The organism is Pseudoalteromonas arctica, from assembly GCF_012927645.1.
Lineage (GTDB): Bacteria > Pseudomonadota > Gammaproteobacteria > Enterobacterales > Alteromonadaceae > Pseudoalteromonas > Pseudoalteromonas arctica_A.
This window is the reverse complement of record NZ_JABBMT010000034.1, coordinates 19,088-35,839: the sequence shown is the minus strand read 5'-3', so window position 1 is coordinate 35,839 and position 16,752 is coordinate 19,088. Positions and strand designations below refer to the sequence as shown.

The following is a 16,752-nucleotide window of genomic DNA, read 5'->3' as shown; positions in this document are numbered from 1 at the left end:
ATTACTCAAGCGCAAATCATCAGGGCGATAGCGTAGCAAAGCTAATAAACGCCGAATGTAGAGCTGCTGTCAGATCTTCTTGTTGTTGGAAGTGCTATTGCTTGACAAAGGGGAGTCCATGTAGCCCTAATAATGGGCAAAAAATTGTTGGCTAAAATGTTGAGGAACGAAAACAGCCAACTGTTTTTTGTCCTTATTTATTAGCTTGTTAGTTTGCATTTTTCTTCCTGTTGTAAGCTAGAAACAACCCCGCAGAAAATATTAAACTACCGAGTCCCATCCAGCCAGCTAACCTACTATTTGCAGCATATTTTTCTACCATAACATCATGGCTTCTTACAATGTTCCCATCTTGCACTAATTCATAGATAGTATGATATTCATTTTCATCAAATGGTGGCGAGTGTGAATCAGTTTGATCATAGAGAACACTTATGTGCGCTCCTCTTTTAGCCAAGGCACTATGAGTTTTGCTCGTTTGTCCGCCAATTGAATGGTAAACAAGATGGGTATCATCTTCTTGGAATTTAAATCGAAGTGTATCTCCGTGCTTTCCAGTTGCTTTCACCCAATCAATATTGCCCTCTATCTTGGTCAATTTTTCACGACTAGGGACTTTGCCGCTAACTGAGAATAATACCAGTAAACCAACACCGAAAATGGCACAAATTATGGCTGATTTTTTTATATCACGAAACTTCATATATGCACCGAGCTTTCCTTAGCAAACTAACGCCCCAATAAGAGGCTGATAATAGTTTGCCATAATGTGAAGCGAAGCGGAACCGGGCAAACTGTTAGCAGTCCTGCTTTATTGGCTTGTTAGAAGCGACTTACAACCACCAAACATGATTGAAGTTTTCTGTACCAAGAAGGCAATAATTTAAATAAGTTTACTTTAGAAACCAAAAATACAAAACCCAAAAACAATTTTAAAAGCTGAGTCAGAATTTGTATTTATAAAAAGTAAATTGACAAAGTTTGCACCAAATTCTCAACGCACTTTAAACTTGCTTATTTTCACCAAACCACAAAAAAGATAAACCATAAATTGCGGAGCATCTAACGCTTTGCTAATGGGCAAATAACACGTTTGCTACACTGCGCGAAGCGCGAGCAAACTGTTATTTGTCCGTTTAAGCAACTTGTTATAGCTATATTTCGCCTTTACTAAAATCTAGTATTTGCTTCCCAAATACTTCTACAGCATTTGATGACATTTGATCATACAAACCTGATACCTCAATAAAATCATTTCCCGCATCTGCAGCTTCATCTTCGTCTTCTGATGTTGCATTTATAGCTTTTAAATGTGCCATCTCCTTAGATAAGGATTCTAGAATATACCTAGTTTCCCAATCATTAAGATTTACATTAAGCTCACGAATTACAGTCATTTATACAACCTCTTTTTTAAATACTTTCTGACATTTTAGTGCCAGTTTTGATAGCAAACCAATAAATTCATCTAATGGCATATTTGAAGTTGGACACACAGCATAATGTCCTGGACGATCGTTAATTAGCTTTAACCCTACCGGCATTTGTATGCCTTTGCTGATTTTCCAAACCCAGCCTGACATAGGCGTTTTGTCAAGGCGGCTTTTGGTTGATAATGAAATGCCTTTCCCATTTGCGATAACAACACAAATACCGTTTATATCTGTTGTATCTACATCTTTTGGACGTCTAACATTTGTTAGTCGAGGCCCTGTGGAGTTGCCTAGTCTAAATAGATCTTCTGGTGCAAAATATAAGTCTTCTAATTTCATAAAATATCCTTATTGAATACGAATGGTTGATTTATAGCTATAACGCCGTTTTAAGCGGCAAATTGCAGTTGGCTAAAATAAGTGAGGCACGAACAAAAAGCCAACTGTAATTTGTCCGTCTTGAAAACCCTTGTTATGTTTACACTACTTCCATGGAATCCATGATTTTGGCGCATAGCCTGTTACCGCAACTTTTAAAAACAATAAGAAGCAATACGGAGCTGATAATATACCGAATACAGACCTAAAACCTAGGTTATTGAGTGTAATTTCACCACTCTCAAATAACGCAAACAGAAAACCACTAAACGCAATAAGTGCGCAAATGATAAATAATATTGCTAAAGAGCGAATAAATAAATTAACTTTTTCACCGTTCCATGGTGCTTCCATAAAACCTCCTTGTAAACATAACGCCCGCAGCACGCGCGGATTTGTAGTGGAGGCGAAGCCGCAACGGAAAAGCCGTCGCCGTGCCTGCGATTGTTAGGCTATGCTCGCTAATCCAAGACAATAAAAGTATCTCTTGCCACGTTTCCAATCGTATTTGTTGTGATTGAGTCGAAGCTGCCGCCAATTAGACCTCCAACCAAAGGAACTGCCTTGCCGAGGTTAATAACGCCTTTTTCTCCAAATTTGGTGACAAGCCTGAATCCAATTTTTTGATTGATGGCGGTGATTGTTTTACCGGAAATTGATTTGATCGCATTCGTTGTGAGCTTCGTTCCAATGGCAATGCCAGCTCCCTTCATAATATCTTTTGCCGAATTCCCCGTAAGACATACATAAACCATTGATTTCACTTGGTCATCTTGCACGTCATGGCCACCCATATGAGCAATGGCAGCAATCATTCTGATTTGCACATAAAGAACGCTTGTTATATTCGCTGGCAGCGTCACAGGCATAGTGATAATTCCACCTAAACCTGACAAAAATCCAGAAGTTCCTGCTTTTGTATTTTGCCAGCGAATCAAGGAGTTTGCCTGCTCTATCTTGCAATTTCCTTTCCGCATATAGCTCTCGGCAAGCTCTTGGGCCGAATCCAGCCCTGGAACTCCGTTTACGGCCTTCTCATACCCCCAATCCAAAGCTGACATGATCTTGCTCTGGGTTATTTCCTTACTCATGCTCCGCACCTCTTTGAAAGCCTAACGCCCTGTTAACAGGAAAAAAATAGTTGGTTAAAATTAGCGACGAAGGAGCAAAACCAACTGTTTTTTGTCCTTGTTTAACAGCTTGTTATGTACCCGGAGCCAATTTTTCAGCGGCTTTGTCTGCTACTTCACGAGGCGTATATATTTCAAATCCGATAACCAATACAGCTAAGAGAAAACAAGTAATAATTGTTGTTGCCCCAGTGTTTTTAAATTTTAAATGTGCAGCCATGACAGCAAAACCAGAGCTTATAATACCTAATAGAAGTAATAACGTTGACACTTTGGGGGTAACATCGTAATAAACGTTACAACCAACAGCAGCTAAAGCTAATAGCGCAGCAATAAAAAAACCGCCTAACTGTAAATCAAATTTTTTAATTTCTATCGGAGTTGGCTTACCTGAGGAAACCTTTACGTTAAGTAGAGAACCATCAAACCCATGGTTCTCAGTAAAACCTTCAATTACCCGTATAGAGTCTGCTAGTTTATGAATGCCTTCTATATCTTTTCCTTGAAGAGGCATAATTACTTCGCCCCTTGTGAAGATGTTACTACCCGAGTAACATCTTTTTCAATTGCTGTTCCTGACCATTCTTCATTAGTGTCATCACCTTTAATTACAACTACTCTATTATTTTCCAAGTAGAGGTTAGTACCACCAAATTTGATCCCCTCAGGTGTTCCGCTAATCATGTTTTGTGGAATACTCAGTAAAGCATGCCCTACAGTTTTTTGAACGGGAGCGAACTCGATTGTCTCTTCGTTGTTTAACCCTAAGAAAAACTCAAAAACTGCACCTTCATCTTCAACAGGATGAATAACTGTTTTTATGTTTATGTCTTGGGATAAATAAGTAGCTATTTTACGGGTAAAGAGTTCAACGTACTTTTTTAATTTTGATTCTTTTATCATTTTAAACTCAAGTTTATCGCCACATGCAGGCTTAATTTTTTAGGGTACATAACGCCCCAAGCAGGGGCAATAACACGTAGGCTATAATACGGAACGAAGTGACGGGAGCCTACGTGTTAGTGTCCCGCTGCCTTGGTTTGTTATGTTACGACTAGCTAATAACGTACAGTATAAGCAAGCCAACAATAGAAACGAAAATGAATGACATACCAATCTGATTATAAAACTTTCGCGCACTTTGAAGTCCAAGTTTTTCTGTTTTGGCGCGCTTAAAGCGAATTTTTCCGATGCCATAGTCAATATTCAGAAGAGCCCTAACTGGAGTGAGTAATATTATGATTCCAGCGAGACCGAAGAATATTAAAACTAAAAATTCCAAAACTTTCCTTTAGTAACATAACGCCACATTAAGCGGCTTGTAATAGTTTGCTAAAATGTGAAGCGAAGCGGAACCGAGCAAACTGTTACAAGTCCGACTTTAATGCCTTGTTAGGCATTTTGCACAACAAACTCATGAAACTCTTGAGAGTCAGGAGTTTTTACCTGCTTTACGTTTGAGTAATTTAAACTTTTAAAATGCTTTTGCCAAAAACTTAAAGCACTTTCATCATCAAGGTAAACTGAAACGTGCCATTCTTTGTGCTCTTGGATATGCATTAACTTTTTGATTGCATACTGCGCAATGCCTTGACCTCTATATTTTGGTAAAATGAAAATGTCCGAAAGTTCAGGCATTTCTTTTCCTAAGATATCGGTAGGTTCAACGGTTACAAACCCAACAATTGATTGCTCATTTGTAATCATGTAAGCATCACAATCATCTTGGCCTTTTAGTACTTCCTCAAGATAACTTTCATCAATACCAAATTTACCTTTTTCATCGATATCTTCAAGGGAGAATGAACTTTGGTGATATTGATAAAATTGCCACAACATTTTAAATGCTGAGAAATCATCAAAATCTGCTTTACGAATTTCGATACTCATATGAATGCCTAACAGCTTATTGAACACCACTTTGGGGGATTATAACACCCCAAAACGGCGTATATTACATAGCTCCATAATTCCACTAAACAACCCCAATGTAAACAGGAAATTACGTATGTTATAAAATTACCGTGGTTAAAATACACCAAAACAACTTTTAATAATGTTATTGGACAAAACACAAACAACTGTCTATATATACAGTACAGTTTTAAAGTTGAATATTATTTATGAAATCTCTTTTTCTAAACATGATTCAAGATCATATGTATAGCAAGCGTTATGCTAAGAGTACCATTGAGGCTTATCTTTTTTGGATAACTGCCTATATTCGCTTTAATAATATGCAACATCCAAGTTCTATGGGGGATACGGAAGTCGAATTATATTTAAACCATTTAGTAAATACTCAAAATGTTGCTCAAGGCACACAAGCTCAGGCGTTGAATGCGCTTAGTTTTCTATATAAAGAGGTGATTAAGACCCCTCTGTCGTTATCATTAAATTTTGTAAAAAGTGAACGCCCAAGAAAATTACCCGTGGTGCTTACGCAAACCGAAGTAACAGCACTATTTAAACACTGCATTGCAAAGCACTATTTAGCGTGTGCGCTACTTTACGGCAGCGGTATGCGGTTAATGGAAGCACTACGGTTACGGGTACAGGATATTGATTTTGACTATAACTGCATCCGTATTTGGGATGGTAAAGGAGGCAAAAATCGTATTGTAACACTCGCGATAGAGCTAATTCCTCAACTGCGCGTACAAATACAATTAGTAAATAGTTATTTACAGCTTGATCTTAAAAACTCTCTATACAGTGGCGCTTACATGCCCCACTTATTACGTAAAAAATATCCAAGTCATAACAAGCAGCTAGGGTGGCAATATTTATTTCCGTCTTATAAGCTAAGTATTGACCCTGAAAGTAAACAGTTGAGAAGGCATCATATAGATGAAAAACAATTGCAGCGTGCGGTTAAAAAAGCAGCTTTTGATGCACAAATTAATAAGCAGGTAACACCGCATACCTTACGCCATTCATTTGCAACACACCTACTACAAAGTGGCGCTGATATTCGAACGGTTCAGTCGCAATTAGGCCATAGCGACGTGAGAACAACACAAATATATACACATGTTTTGCAGCAAGGTGCCGATGGCGTGGTGAGCCCCTTTTCAAGATTATAATTACCTTTACCTTTCTCTTTTATTCTCTCACCATTCGATTTTGTTGCTCTCGAGCACAGTATACAACGCTAAATTTAACGCTGGCCTGCTCTAGGTTTCCCTAGTGCCTAGCGCCTAAAACCTAGTCACTCAAGCAAACAAAAAAAGCGCGAGATTAATTCGCGCTTTAAAATGACTCAAAACTATCTCTGTCTTAAACTGACAGCTTACGACTGATAGCTATTAGTCGCCCTTCGCTTTTAAGTTTATAAACTCTGCCAGCTCTTCTGGTTGTCCCATTAGGGTGAAGATCTGTTGGTTAATTTCGGTCATGGTTTGCCCTTCTGGCAAGCTTGCTGACACGGTTAATGAGCTTAATCCTTGCGTGAAGTTTTTAATCGCTTCACTTAGCACTTCGCTGACTGGCGCTTGTTGTAGCTGCATGTTGACCATTTGCTGCATTTGCTCCAGCGTCATACCTTGCTTTTCAAGCGTTTGTTCAACGAGTGCTTTAAATTCACCTTCGTTATTGAGGGCTATTTCGATGCTGCGTGGTTCAAGCTCTGCAAGCGCTTCCATTAGTAAGGTTTGTTGCTGTAATTGCTGCTCTAAAGTCGGCTGTTGACTACCTAGTTGTTGCTGCATTTTGCTCAGCGCTAATGACGCATTCATCAGTGCGGTTGATTTTGCTAGACCGAGGTTAAAATTAAGGCCTACAATATTTTTAGCATTAAGCGCAAAGTCGATATCACTATTGCCTGATTTTTCATCATAATTCATCAATGTGTGTAGATCATAACTAGCAGCAGCGAGTTTATTGTTAGCGTCTGGTGGTAACTGCGCTAAAAAATGCTCACTGAAGGTAAAGTTTTTTATGCTCAACTCAGTACGAGGAGCAATTTTATCTACTTCGTATCCCGCCACTTCAATGCTTGCAATATTAGCAACCGGCTGCTGATCAAAACCAGTTATTTGCATATTTGATATTTCAACACTTTGTCCAAGCACGCTGGCTGAAATATCTTCATAACTGGCTGTTACACCCATTTGCTGGCTCATTAATGCAAGCTGACGATCAACTTCTACTTTAACTTCTTGAGTCAGTGCATGATTTGCATAGCTAACACCACCGATAGCCGCAGCGACAACAACAGCAACAATTGCGAGTTTTTTCATTCTATTTCCTTATTACGATTTCTATTATCACCGTTGTTATTTAGCTAGGACTCTAACGGCTTTATACTTAAAGTTTTACTAAGCGTATCATTCAATAATACCTTTGATAAGGCTTAGCATAAGTGAGTGCAAGTTGATTGCACTTTTTGAGCATGGCTAATTAATTAAACTTAGCAGTTCATGCACTGTTTTAACTGGGGTTATTTTAGCGCCTAACCCTTCCATTGATTTGTGGTAATTACGAAATGGAATAAAAATTTCGGTAAAACCATGTTGGGCAGCTTCTTTAACTCGTGGCACACCACTGTCGATTGGCCGTACATCACCGTTTAAACTCAGCTCGCCCATGATACAGGTAGTTCGTGGCACCACAAATTCATTTAAGCTACTGAGTAAGGCGGTCACTAAGGCTAAATCGATGCAGGTTTCGGTTTCATCAATTCTGAGCCCGCCAACAATATTAAAAAACGTATCATGAAAAATTTTGGTTTTAGTGTGCTTGCGTAAAATACCAGTGAGCATTTTTATTCGGTTCATATTTAAACCTACGCACACTCGCTGTGGAAACTCTGCCTCAGTCTCTGTGGTTAAACATTGTATTTCGAGCAACAAGTTGCGGTTACCCTTTCGAATGCAAGTGATGGTTGAACCGGGTGAGTCGGTACTTGATCCAGATAAGAATATTTCACTGGGATTATCAACACTTAGCATACCGCGTTCGCACATTCTAAAAATGCCCACCGTATCAATGTCACCAAAGCGGTTTTTATTGGCGCGTAAGGTACGTATTTGCCCATCGTTAGTGTCGATATGTAATAACGCATCAACAATATGCACTAAAGTTTGCGGCCCCGCTATTTCATTATTTTTATTTACGTGGGCAATGATAAACATTGTGACGTCGTTTTGTTTACAGTACTGTGTAAGCGCTTGCGCGGCACTTTTAACTTGTGATGGTGAGCCTGGGCTGCCGTTTGCGGTATCAGTAACAACTGCTTGAATAGAATCGATTACTGCAAACTTGATGTTATTTTTGTCAAGCTCTTCGATAATGGTTTCAACACTGGTTTCTGATAACAAATATAGTTCGTCTGGGTTGTAATCTAGTTTTAAGCGATTAACACGGTTTTTAAATTGCGATAACGACTCTTCTGCGGTGCAGTAAAGTGATGGCATACGCTGTGACATACGCGCGACTAAATCCGATAATAAAGTGGTTTTACCCGCTCCGGGATCGCCAGAAATAATATTCACGGAACCTGTGGTCACGCCACCTGATAATACTCTATCAAGTTCACCAATACCGGTTAGTTGCTTTTCGGCTTCGGTGGTTGCGATGTCATTAATTTTTTTCGAGCCTGCGCCAACGCCACCAGCATAGCCGCCAACAACGCTGCGCGTTGCTGCTTTTTTAGATTGCCCTGCTGAGGACTTAAATTCGGCTAAGGTATTCCACGCGCCGCAGCGACACTGTCCTTGCCAGCGTTGGTAGTTCATTCCGCATTCGGTGCAAACAAACTCTATCTTTGCCGCTTTTGCCATTAACTTTACCTACCTTCGTCATTTTGAAATCATTTATGTCCATACTAGGAAGATCTTTAATTTATTGTTGCGTTATGGAGCCTGAATATTGGCCTTGCCAATCAGGTAATTCAACGCCACAATCGAGAGATATAAAAAGCAAGGTTGATCACTTTTACTTTAGGGCATACTTTTTGCTTAATCTTTTGCGCTTGGGCTTTTTTGATTAATAAACTAAAGTAATGAGCCATTTATTTGGCTATCTCATAATAATAAAAATTAAAGATGGTAACTCATTACACCGTACATGCTGCAAATCAGCAACCAAGTGAGTGTGAGAATACATGTGCAGTATACCAACTTTTTAGAATAGACGGCGATGGTTTTATAAATGACTGAGGACACTCTACTTAAATATGAAAGTTTAGTTGACGAGCTTAAATCATATTTAGGCAATGCCAAATTTGATACGATCTTTAAATCAATGACTACGGGGTTAACAAAACCTGAGCAGTTCTTGATCAAGATGGAAATGTCGCGCTTGTCACAACCTATCGCCCGCTTTATTGATTTACGCGGCCAAGTAACAGGCCAAGTTAGACCTTATGAGTATGAAGGCAAACAACACTTTATGGATGAAACCGCCATTGCGGTATTTGAACAAGCCATAGAACGTCATGGTGGTTATACCCTTGCTGTTTACGAAGCAGTAATGAGCACCGATAATAACCATCGCGTAATGCAAAAAAAAGCGGCTGAACAAGCACAACAACCTGAATTACAGAATGAACAAAAATTAGATTGCCAAGTTATTAAGTTTGCCTCTTATGAAAGTCGCCGTGAAGAACGGATGAACTATTCAATCAAAATTACTGTCGAACTCAGCCAAGACAACACCATTGCGGCAACCACTTCAGATATCTCTTTAAGTGGCGCAAAAATAAAGCTCTCACCGCGCTATCAAGTGAAAAAAGGGCAGCGATTAGGACTGCGCTTAGTGGGTCTTGAGCAAGATTTTGAATTGGGTTTAAAAAACGGTATTCAATATGAAGTTGTTGCTGTTGAGAAAACCTCTTTGGAATTTAATCACATTCGCTTAAAACGTACTTTTATAGAAAACAACGAAAAATTTGATGAGTTTTTAGAAAGCTTTATTCACGGCAATAAGCGTCGTTATAAGGTAAATTTAGATAACACCTTAGATGCCGTCGTATCAAAAGGCTATGAGCAGTATTATATTCCCCGTGTTACCTCGTTATTTACTTTTTTTAGTTTGCAAAACGATAAGCTCTACCCAAGTTTAGTGCTGACCACTGAAAACAATATCTTTATTCAGCGTTATTTTTGTGATGAGCGAAAGCTGTCATGTTTATACACCATTTTAAATCAGCGACGCTTAGCTCAGTTATTGAGTAACCCAGCCCCAGTTAAAGAAGAGTATTTATATACCTTTACCCATGTAGTTGCTGGTAAAGTATATTATTACTCAGCAACACGTACTGAATTAACTGCAGAGCCGCAATTAAGCGCGTTATTTTTTGGTTTTGGTAGTCAAAAAGAAAGCTGGCAATGCTTTAAAGTACAGTTAATGCCAAGTCATCCTGAAGATTCATATATTCCGTTGAGCTTGCCAAATACCGCAGGCAAAGATATTGAAAAATTGAACAAGCCACCAACTCCTCGCGTACAAGGAATGCTCAAAGACGTTAAATACCTCGTGATTTTAACTGCGGTAGGAACAGACGTTGAACAAGCCCATTACCAAAGCTTTAGTTACGATAAAAGTATAGTTAATCAGCTCAAGCGCTTTGGTCACGGTAAACATAAAACCCCACCAAAGCTTGAAACCGTTGATTTAGAGTATGTAAATCTGCGCTCTCACAAACGCTATTTGTATAAAACCGATGTAGTATTAACCACTCACGATGAACAAACACATACCGCTCATAGCCGTGATTTTTCGGTGATGGGTTTGCAAATTGAATGCGACCAACCGGTTACTTTTCAAAAAGGCGAAATTGTTGAATTAAGCTTGCCTGAGCTGCAAAAAATAACCAAGAAGCACACGCTGAGTAACTTAAAGTACGAAGTGATGGCGGTTAGTAAATCGTTCACCACTATCAACTTAAAAGCCTCGCGTATTGCTGATAACCCACACGAGGGGGTAAAGTTTTTTACGCTGTTAATTGAAAATAACAAAGATAAATTAAAAGTATCTGAAGAAGCGCCAAAAGTGCCAGGCTTATCGACAGCGCTGCGCAATATGGTCACTAAAAGTGTTTGCCAATTTCCATTTTATTTACATAAAGAAGCAGCACATTTTAAAACTGGTGCAATTGGTCAAGGCTTGTACCCGAGCCCATTGCATATCATTTTGCAAAACTATGGCTTGCTTAATAATACTACCAGCATTGATGCTTTTTTATCGCCAGAGCAGCTCAATGACGTGATCACACCGCTTATAAAAGATCGTAGCCGTCAAGATCCACCGTTACCTTTCACTTTATTTATTCGTTTTGATCCTAAAAAATCAACCATTGAAGACGCCATAAAAAGCAAGTGCAGTGCTAGTGATGATTATGCCCCACTGTTGCTCTTTTTAAAGAAAGGCCTCAAATCTGAGTTACTCTTTATAATGCGTATTTATATTTCACGCACAGGCCGCCCCGATACTGATTACTTAGCTAACGAGCTTAAATACGTAAGTCAATATGCATTGCACAAAGCAAAAGATCTTGAAGAGGCACTGTGGGCCGTCACTGGTGTTGGTGACATGGTTGATATAACAGATGAAACGCTTAGTCATTTGGACTTTACCGCAGAGCTGGTAGAACAAATGAATAAGCGCAAACAGATTTGGCTTAAACGCCTTACTTAACTCCGTTACTTAATAACAGGAATAGTTAGTAAGTATAACAATTGTAATAGCGAGCCCTGACAAATTGCAGCTTGGGCTTGTTCAACAACTTTAGGTTTACCGTGCACTGCAACACCGAGTCCTGCCGCAGCCATCATGGTTAAATCATTCGCACCATCACCAATCGCCACTGTTTGCTGTGTAGGTAAATTTAATCGTTGCTGTAATTGACTCAACACCACGGCCTTTTGCTGCGCATCAACAATTGTGCCTAGCACTTTACCTGTTAACTTATTATCTTTAAATTCCAACATATTGGCATGTACTTCATCTAGTTCAAGCAGTTTTTGCACTTGTTCAGCAAACGGTACAAAGCCACCTGAGGCAATGGCTAAATACCAATTATGTTGCTTCAGCACTTGGCATAACGCTTTGATCCCTGGCATTAATGGTAAGCTATTTTTTAGTTCATCAATTAAGCTTTGCTCAATCCCCGCAAGTTTAGCGACTCGTTGATGTAAGCTTTCACTAAAATCTAACTTACCAGCCATCGCTTGCGCAGTTACCGCAGCGACATCACCATAGACATCAGCAAGCCTTGCGATTTCGTCAATACATTCAATGGTAATCGCGGTTGAGTCCATATCCATTACCAATAGGCCTGGGTTAGTCAGGCGCGGTGGCTGGTTAACTTGTACAAGCTGAAATCCCAATGGATGGGCAAATTCATTCAGTACCAAAGGATTAATGATTGAACTGGGTGCCTCGCTGTAAAAACACAGTGCGGGGCTTAATTTTGGCTCTGGTTGATAACGACAAAATGCGCTGACTATAAACTGCTGCTGAGCTAAAAAGTTAATTATATTAGCTAGTTGTTGGCCACTAAAATCCCCAGAAAAAGCAATGCTAAACATTCCTTGCGGATCAATTGATAAGTTTGTGGGTACTAAGAAAGTATCTTGATAGTGATACCAATTACCTAACGACAGCTGTGCCGATAACTGCTCTGATGAAAGGCTCGCAAAGCGCTCCAATGTCATAATAACTCCAAAAATGATACTAATGTCTCCCCTGTAAAATAACAGTTAATTAGCCATCAAGGGGGATTTAAGGTTATAGTTACGCTTAGTTGTAACATCAAAAACAAAAGCTGTCAGCAGCGTAAACGGTGACTATGAAAAATAACCATCTCAAAAACCCTATTTCAGCATCTATTAGGCAACGTCTAGTGCGATTAAGTATTGCTGCGGCATGCTTTGTATTGCTGACTTGGGTTGCTGTTAATGGTAGTTTTCAAAGCCACCAGTTGCTTTATGATAGTGCCGACAGCACAGCAAAAAGCTTAACTCGTTTTATGGCTCTCAATGCCAAAACGCCGCTACTTGAAAAAAACAAACCTGAATTAACAGCCTTATGTAACAGCATAAGCAAAGATGAGTTTGTACTGGCAGCAACGATTTACGATCAGCAAGGCATACTTATCGCCAGTAGCGATAATTGGCAAGCTCACCATATTTTAGGTAAGCTGCCCAACTCCACTCCAGGTATTAGTAAACTTAAAACCCCGTTTGTTGAACCGATAATCAGTGATGACGACCGCCCACTGGGATTTGTTGCAATAACCTATTTGACCCGCTCAGCAGTGGCAACCAGTCATAGCAGCTTTCATGACTTAGGCCGCCAAGTATTACTGATGCTCGTGATCACCTGTATTTTTACTTGGCAATTAGGGCGTGGTTTAAAACGCTGGCAAGTAAACCGTTATATTCGAAAAAGTTCTGAGCACGAATTATAAAGCTGCTTTTGAAAACCCGCCTTGTAAGGCGTTGTGATCTGCTTTAATTGACATAGCTGCTCAAATACCAAGGGTAACTGTAACGGCGTATTTATTTGCCCCTGAAACCCCGCTAACGGCATTGCAGGTGCATCTGTTTCTAATAGTAAGTGCTGCGGTGCTATTTGAGCAACAACGGAGCGTGTTTTTTGCGCTCGCTGATAAGTGATCACCCCGCCTACCCCGAGTTTAAAACCCTGTTTAATATAATACTGTGCTTGTTGTAATGAGCCTGAAAAAGCATGTATAACGCCACCATATTTTGGCTTACAGCGTTTCAGTGACTGTGCAATAAGATCATGGCTTTGTCGATGATGTACTATCAATGGTAACTCAAGCTGATTAGCAAGGTCGATATGATGCTCAAATATCTGAGTTTGTTTTTCGATATTTTCAATACTACGATCGATACCACACTCACCAATCGCCACCAGCTGTGTACGATATTGTAAGGCAAGCTCACTCAATTTAGCTAGATGATCATCAATATGTTCTGCCATAAAATAAGGGTGCAACCCCATACAAATACGTACACAAGAATATTGTTGAGAAAAAGAAATTAACGAATGAGATTGTGCCAAGGTAACCCCTGGCACGATTAAGGTTTCAATTCCCAGCTGCTGACATTGCACCATAAGTTGCACGCGCTCGGTATCAAATTCAGCAAAATCAAAGTGGCAGTGAGAATCAATAAACGTCATAACAAGTTATGGGTTTAAACGAGTGACTTGCCAACTATTATCAGCTTGGCGCTGGTACATAAAACGGTCATGAAGACGATGCGCACCACCTTGCCAAAACTCAATTTTAGTCGGTACTACACAATAGCCGCCCCAAAAATCAGGGAGTGGAATTTCACCCTTAGCAAATTTATTTTTCATATTAGCAAAAGTTTCCATCAACACTTTACGCGATGAAACCGGTCGGCTTTGTGCTGACGCCCATGCTGCTAACTGACTTTCTTTAGGGCGTGATAAAAAGTACTTGGCAACTGCTGACGCTGGTAAAGGTTTAGCTTCACCGTACACAATTACTTGGCGTTCCATGGTGTGCCACGGAAAGTGCAGCGATATTTTGTTATTGCCTTTAAGCTCTTGTGCTTTACGTGAGCCGGTATTGGTAAAAAACACAAACCCGTTATCATCAAGATGCTTTAACAACACAATACGTTGTGAAGGCTGACCGGTTTCATCAACCGTTGCCACCACCATCGCCGTTGGATCTGATAAATTAGCCGTTACAGCATTATCAAGCCATTTTTCAAATTGCTTAAATGGGCAATCAAGCAAATTATCTTCGCTTAACCCATTTTGCAGGTACTCGCGACGAATATCTTCGAGTTTCATATCAAATCCTTCTTTATCAGCTGTAAGCTGTAAAATTAAACAATTGCAGCTCAGTGTCAAGCTACACCTAGCACCTAGCACCTAGCACCTAGCACCTAGCACTTAAAATTATCTGCAAGTGTAGGAGCGCTAGCAAGGCAGTGAGTTTATTTATGCCAAGGAGCATACGTATTTTGTATGTGACTTAGGCTAAATAAACTCATTAACGCAGCTAAAGCGAACTACACGCAGCAGATTACATTTGCTCCATGACTTCGATGCCTAACAGATCCAATCCTGTTTTCAGCGTATCCGCCACCAAATTACACAACACTAACCGGCTGTCACGTACACTTGGCTCTACACCTTCTTTAAGTACTGGGCAAGCTTCGTAGAAGGTCATGTATAGGCTGGCAAGCTCGTATAAGTAACTACACAATACGTGTGGGGTTGCCTCACTGATCATTTGATCAAGTACTTCTTCTAATTGCAGTAGTTTAAGCGCTAGGGTTTTTTCTTGCGGCTCAACAATCGCGACATCTGCGTTTAAATTTGCTGCGTCTATGCCTGATTTACGGAAAATACTGCGTACACGTGTGTAGGCATATTGTAGGTAAGGTGCTGTTGCGCCTTCAAAGCTAAGCATACTGTCCCAGTTGAAAATATAATCACTAGTACGGTTTTTCGATAAATCAGCGTATTTAACTGCGCCAATACCAACTTTGCGGGCAATTTCACTGCGCTCAGCGTCGCTTAAATCAGATTCACGCTCAGCAAGTTTTGCGGTTGCACGAACAATTGATTCTTCAAGTAAATCGGCTAATTTTACTGTGCCACCAGTACGGGTTTTAAATGGTTTGCCGTCTTCACCCATCATGGTGCCAAATGGGCAAAACTCGTAGCTAGTTTCATCGCGCAGTAAACCGGCTTTACGGGCTGTAAGCTCTACTTGACTGAAGTGTAAGCTTTGACGCGCATCAACAAAAATTAAAATGCGGGCTGCGCCTAACTTGTTTGAACGGTAATTACAGGCAGCTAAATCGGTGGTTGCGTATAAGAAACCGCCACCTGACTTTTGCACGATAAACACTGATGGCTCACCATCTTTATTTGCCAGCTCATCCAAAAAAACCACCTGTGCACCTTGTGACTCAACGGCAATATTTTTATCTTGTAAGAGCTTAATGATATTGTTCAGCTCACTGTTATAAGCACTTTCAGCCATAATGTCGTCTGGCGTAAGTGTTACATTTAAGCGTTTGTATACTTCTTCGGAATGTTTTACAGAAGTAGCTATAAATAGTTTCCACAATTTTTCACAGTGCGCGTCACCACCTTGCAGTTTTACTACGTAGTCACGAGCTTTATCGGCAAAGCCTTGTTCATCATCAAAACGCTTTTTAGCGTCGCGGTAGAAAGTTTCTAGATCAGCCAGTGCCACAGAATCTAAATCAACACCTTGGCTGATTTGATCTTCTAAATGCGCAATCAGCATACCAAATTGTGTGCCCCAATCGCCCATGTGATTTTGACGAATAACCGTGTCGCCGCGAAACTCCAGTGCACGTACTACTGCGTCACCAATGATCGTTGAACGTAAATGCCCTACGTGCATTTCTTTAGCAAGGTTAGGTGATGAGTAATCAACCACTACTTTTTGCGGTTGTGCATGCTCAGCAACAGCCAGTTTTGCATCTTGGTTTGCCGCTTTTAAGCTGTGCGCTAAAAACTCAGGTTTTAGGTGGATATTGATAAAACCAGGGCCAGCAATTTCTGTTTTGTCTGCGATATCACTTACATTTAAGTGATTAATAATTTGCTGTGCAAGCTCTCGCGGGTTGCTTTTCATTTTTTTAGCAGCGCCCATTGCACCATTAATTTGGTAGTCACCAAATTGTGCACGAGTACTCTGTGTTACCGCAGGGTTAGTATCTGCTGGTAGGCCTGCGCCAGTCATGGCTGCGATGGCTCTTTCAATTAGTAGGGTACGAATATTCATGTAATTTATTACCTTTACCAGCCCGCGTTGGCGG

Annotated in this window: 17 protein-coding genes; 3 read left to right on the top strand and 14 right to left on the bottom strand. The window is 40.2% G+C overall.

Annotation, left to right across the window (positions count from 1 at the left end):
* Nucleotides 1-208 precede the first annotated feature (208 nt).
* From HHO47_RS16225 to HHO47_RS16190, 8 genes are all read right to left on the bottom strand, one after another.
* On the bottom strand, nucleotides 209-703 hold the full coding sequence (locus tag HHO47_RS16225) for a hypothetical protein (RefSeq protein WP_169021239.1): 495 nt from the start codon (nucleotides 701-703) through the stop codon (nucleotides 209-211).
* A gap of 451 nt (nucleotides 704-1,154) precedes the next feature.
* Nucleotides 1,155-1,397, bottom strand: coding sequence for a hypothetical protein (locus HHO47_RS16220; RefSeq protein WP_169021238.1), 243 nt, complete (start codon nucleotides 1,395-1,397; stop codon nucleotides 1,155-1,157).
* Nucleotides 1,398-1,772: a hypothetical protein gene (locus HHO47_RS16215; protein WP_169021237.1), complete on the bottom strand. Its 375-nt coding sequence runs from the start codon at nucleotides 1,770-1,772 to the stop codon at nucleotides 1,398-1,400. It abuts the gene before it with no gap.
* 144 nt (nucleotides 1,773-1,916) lie between these two features.
* Nucleotides 1,917-2,165, bottom strand: a complete 249-nt coding sequence (locus HHO47_RS16210; protein ID WP_169021236.1) for a hypothetical protein — start codon at nucleotides 2,163-2,165, stop codon at nucleotides 1,917-1,919.
* A gap of 107 nt (nucleotides 2,166-2,272) precedes the next feature.
* Nucleotides 2,273-2,902 carry an EcsC family protein gene (locus tag HHO47_RS16205; RefSeq protein ID WP_169021235.1) on the bottom strand — a complete coding sequence of 210 codons (630 nt, stop codon included), beginning with the start codon at nucleotides 2,900-2,902 and terminating at the stop codon, nucleotides 2,273-2,275.
* 112 nt (nucleotides 2,903-3,014) lie between these two features.
* Nucleotides 3,015-3,455 (bottom strand): hypothetical protein, encoded by a 441-nt coding sequence (locus HHO47_RS16200; protein WP_169021234.1) that lies wholly within the window; start codon nucleotides 3,453-3,455, stop codon nucleotides 3,015-3,017.
* Nucleotides 3,456-3,457: 2 nt separating this feature from the next.
* Entirely contained in the window at nucleotides 3,458-3,844 is a 387-nt protein-coding gene (locus HHO47_RS16195; RefSeq protein WP_169021233.1) for a hypothetical protein, read from the bottom strand.
* A gap of 489 nt (nucleotides 3,845-4,333) precedes the next feature.
* On the bottom strand, nucleotides 4,334-4,831 hold the full coding sequence (locus HHO47_RS16190) for a GNAT family N-acetyltransferase (RefSeq protein WP_169021232.1): 498 nt from the start codon (nucleotides 4,829-4,831) through the stop codon (nucleotides 4,334-4,336).
* 233 nt (nucleotides 4,832-5,064) lie between these two features.
* Here HHO47_RS16190 and HHO47_RS16185 point away from each other — a divergent pair, with 233 nt between their 5' ends.
* Nucleotides 5,065-6,027 (top strand): integron integrase, encoded by a 963-nt coding sequence (locus HHO47_RS16185; protein ID WP_169021231.1) that lies wholly within the window; start codon nucleotides 5,065-5,067, stop codon nucleotides 6,025-6,027.
* A gap of 222 nt (nucleotides 6,028-6,249) precedes the next feature.
* Here the strand turns inward: HHO47_RS16185 and HHO47_RS16180 are convergent, their stop codons facing one another.
* Both HHO47_RS16180 and radA read right to left on the bottom strand, forming a co-directional pair.
* The gene (locus tag HHO47_RS16180) at nucleotides 6,250-7,182 is read right to left on the bottom strand and encodes a hypothetical protein (RefSeq protein WP_169021230.1); all 933 of its coding nucleotides are present in this window, start codon (nucleotides 7,180-7,182) and stop codon (nucleotides 6,250-6,252) included.
* A gap of 156 nt (nucleotides 7,183-7,338) precedes the next feature.
* Complete coding sequence (gene radA / locus HHO47_RS16175) at nucleotides 7,339-8,724, bottom strand: DNA repair protein RadA (protein ID WP_169021229.1); 1,386 nt, start codon at nucleotides 8,722-8,724, stop codon at nucleotides 7,339-7,341.
* A 370-nt stretch (nucleotides 8,725-9,094) separates the two neighbouring features.
* Here radA and HHO47_RS16170 point away from each other — a divergent pair, with 370 nt between their 5' ends.
* A complete protein-coding gene (locus tag HHO47_RS16170) occupies nucleotides 9,095-11,581 on the top strand; it encodes a PilZ domain-containing protein (protein WP_169021228.1) in 2,487 nt (828 codons plus the stop codon).
* A 5-nt stretch (nucleotides 11,582-11,586) separates the two neighbouring features.
* Here HHO47_RS16170 and serB read toward each other — a convergent pair whose 3' ends face one another.
* Nucleotides 11,587-12,600, bottom strand: a complete 1,014-nt coding sequence (serB, locus tag HHO47_RS16165; RefSeq protein ID WP_169021227.1) for a phosphoserine phosphatase SerB — start codon at nucleotides 12,598-12,600, stop codon at nucleotides 11,587-11,589.
* A 134-nt stretch (nucleotides 12,601-12,734) separates the two neighbouring features.
* Between serB and HHO47_RS16160 the strand changes: the two genes are divergently transcribed.
* Nucleotides 12,735-13,355, top strand: coding sequence for an AhpA/YtjB family protein (locus tag HHO47_RS16160; RefSeq protein WP_169021226.1), 621 nt, complete (start codon nucleotides 12,735-12,737; stop codon nucleotides 13,353-13,355).
* On the opposite strand, the gene HHO47_RS16155 is transcribed toward HHO47_RS16160, so the two are convergent.
* The 3 genes from HHO47_RS16155 to argS all read right to left on the bottom strand — a co-directional run bounded on the left by HHO47_RS16155 (nucleotide 13,322) and on the right by argS (nucleotide 16,718).
* Nucleotides 13,322-14,095 carry a TatD family hydrolase gene (locus tag HHO47_RS16155; RefSeq protein WP_169021225.1) on the bottom strand — a complete coding sequence of 258 codons (774 nt, stop codon included), beginning with the start codon at nucleotides 14,093-14,095 and terminating at the stop codon, nucleotides 13,322-13,324. The genes HHO47_RS16160 and HHO47_RS16155 overlap by 34 nt on opposite strands.
* A 6-nt stretch (nucleotides 14,096-14,101) precedes the next feature.
* Complete coding sequence (gene pdxH / locus HHO47_RS16150) at nucleotides 14,102-14,740, bottom strand: pyridoxamine 5'-phosphate oxidase (RefSeq protein WP_169021224.1); 639 nt, start codon at nucleotides 14,738-14,740, stop codon at nucleotides 14,102-14,104.
* A gap of 235 nt (nucleotides 14,741-14,975) precedes the next feature.
* Nucleotides 14,976-16,718 carry an arginine--tRNA ligase gene (argS, locus tag HHO47_RS16145; protein WP_169021223.1) on the bottom strand — a complete coding sequence of 581 codons (1,743 nt, stop codon included), beginning with the start codon at nucleotides 16,716-16,718 and terminating at the stop codon, nucleotides 14,976-14,978.
* Nucleotides 16,719-16,752 lie beyond the last annotated feature (34 nt).

Excerpts from the sequence above, each read along its gene's own strand:
- radA (WP_169021229.1), bottom strand. The coding sequence starts at position 8,724 with ATGGCAAAAGCGGCAAAGATAGAGTTTGTTTGCACCGAATGCGGAATG.
- HHO47_RS16170 (WP_169021228.1), top strand. The coding sequence starts at position 9,095 with ATGACTGAGGACACTCTACTTAAATATGAAAGTTTAGTTGACGAGCTT.
- HHO47_RS16205 (WP_169021235.1), bottom strand. The coding sequence starts at position 2,902 with ATGAGTAAGGAAATAACCCAGAGCAAGATCATGTCAGCTTTGGATTGG.
- argS (WP_169021223.1), bottom strand. The coding sequence starts at position 16,718 with ATGAATATTCGTACCCTACTAATTGAAAGAGCCATCGCAGCCATGACT.
- HHO47_RS16195 (WP_169021233.1), bottom strand. The coding sequence starts at position 3,844 with ATGATAAAAGAATCAAAATTAAAAAAGTACGTTGAACTCTTTACCCGT.
- serB (WP_169021227.1), bottom strand. The coding sequence starts at position 12,600 with ATGACATTGGAGCGCTTTGCGAGCCTTTCATCAGAGCAGTTATCGGCA.
- HHO47_RS16220 (WP_169021238.1), bottom strand. The coding sequence starts at position 1,397 with ATGACTGTAATTCGTGAGCTTAATGTAAATCTTAATGATTGGGAAACT.
- HHO47_RS16180 (WP_169021230.1), bottom strand. The coding sequence starts at position 7,182 with ATGAAAAAACTCGCAATTGTTGCTGTTGTTGTCGCTGCGGCTATCGGT.
- HHO47_RS16200 (WP_169021234.1), bottom strand. The coding sequence starts at position 3,455 with ATGCCTCTTCAAGGAAAAGATATAGAAGGCATTCATAAACTAGCAGAC.
- pdxH (WP_169021224.1), bottom strand. The coding sequence starts at position 14,740 with ATGAAACTCGAAGATATTCGTCGCGAGTACCTGCAAAATGGGTTAAGC.
- HHO47_RS16190 (WP_169021232.1), bottom strand. The coding sequence starts at position 4,831 with ATGAGTATCGAAATTCGTAAAGCAGATTTTGATGATTTCTCAGCATTT.
- HHO47_RS16160 (WP_169021226.1), top strand. The coding sequence starts at position 12,735 with ATGAAAAATAACCATCTCAAAAACCCTATTTCAGCATCTATTAGGCAA.
- HHO47_RS16155 (WP_169021225.1), bottom strand. The coding sequence starts at position 14,095 with ATGACGTTTATTGATTCTCACTGCCACTTTGATTTTGCTGAATTTGAT.
- HHO47_RS16210 (WP_169021236.1), bottom strand. The coding sequence starts at position 2,165 with ATGGAAGCACCATGGAACGGTGAAAAAGTTAATTTATTTATTCGCTCT.
- HHO47_RS16215 (WP_169021237.1), bottom strand. The coding sequence starts at position 1,772 with ATGAAATTAGAAGACTTATATTTTGCACCAGAAGATCTATTTAGACTA.
- HHO47_RS16225 (WP_169021239.1), bottom strand. The coding sequence starts at position 703 with ATGAAGTTTCGTGATATAAAAAAATCAGCCATAATTTGTGCCATTTTC.
- HHO47_RS16185 (WP_169021231.1), top strand. The coding sequence starts at position 5,065 with ATGAAATCTCTTTTTCTAAACATGATTCAAGATCATATGTATAGCAAG.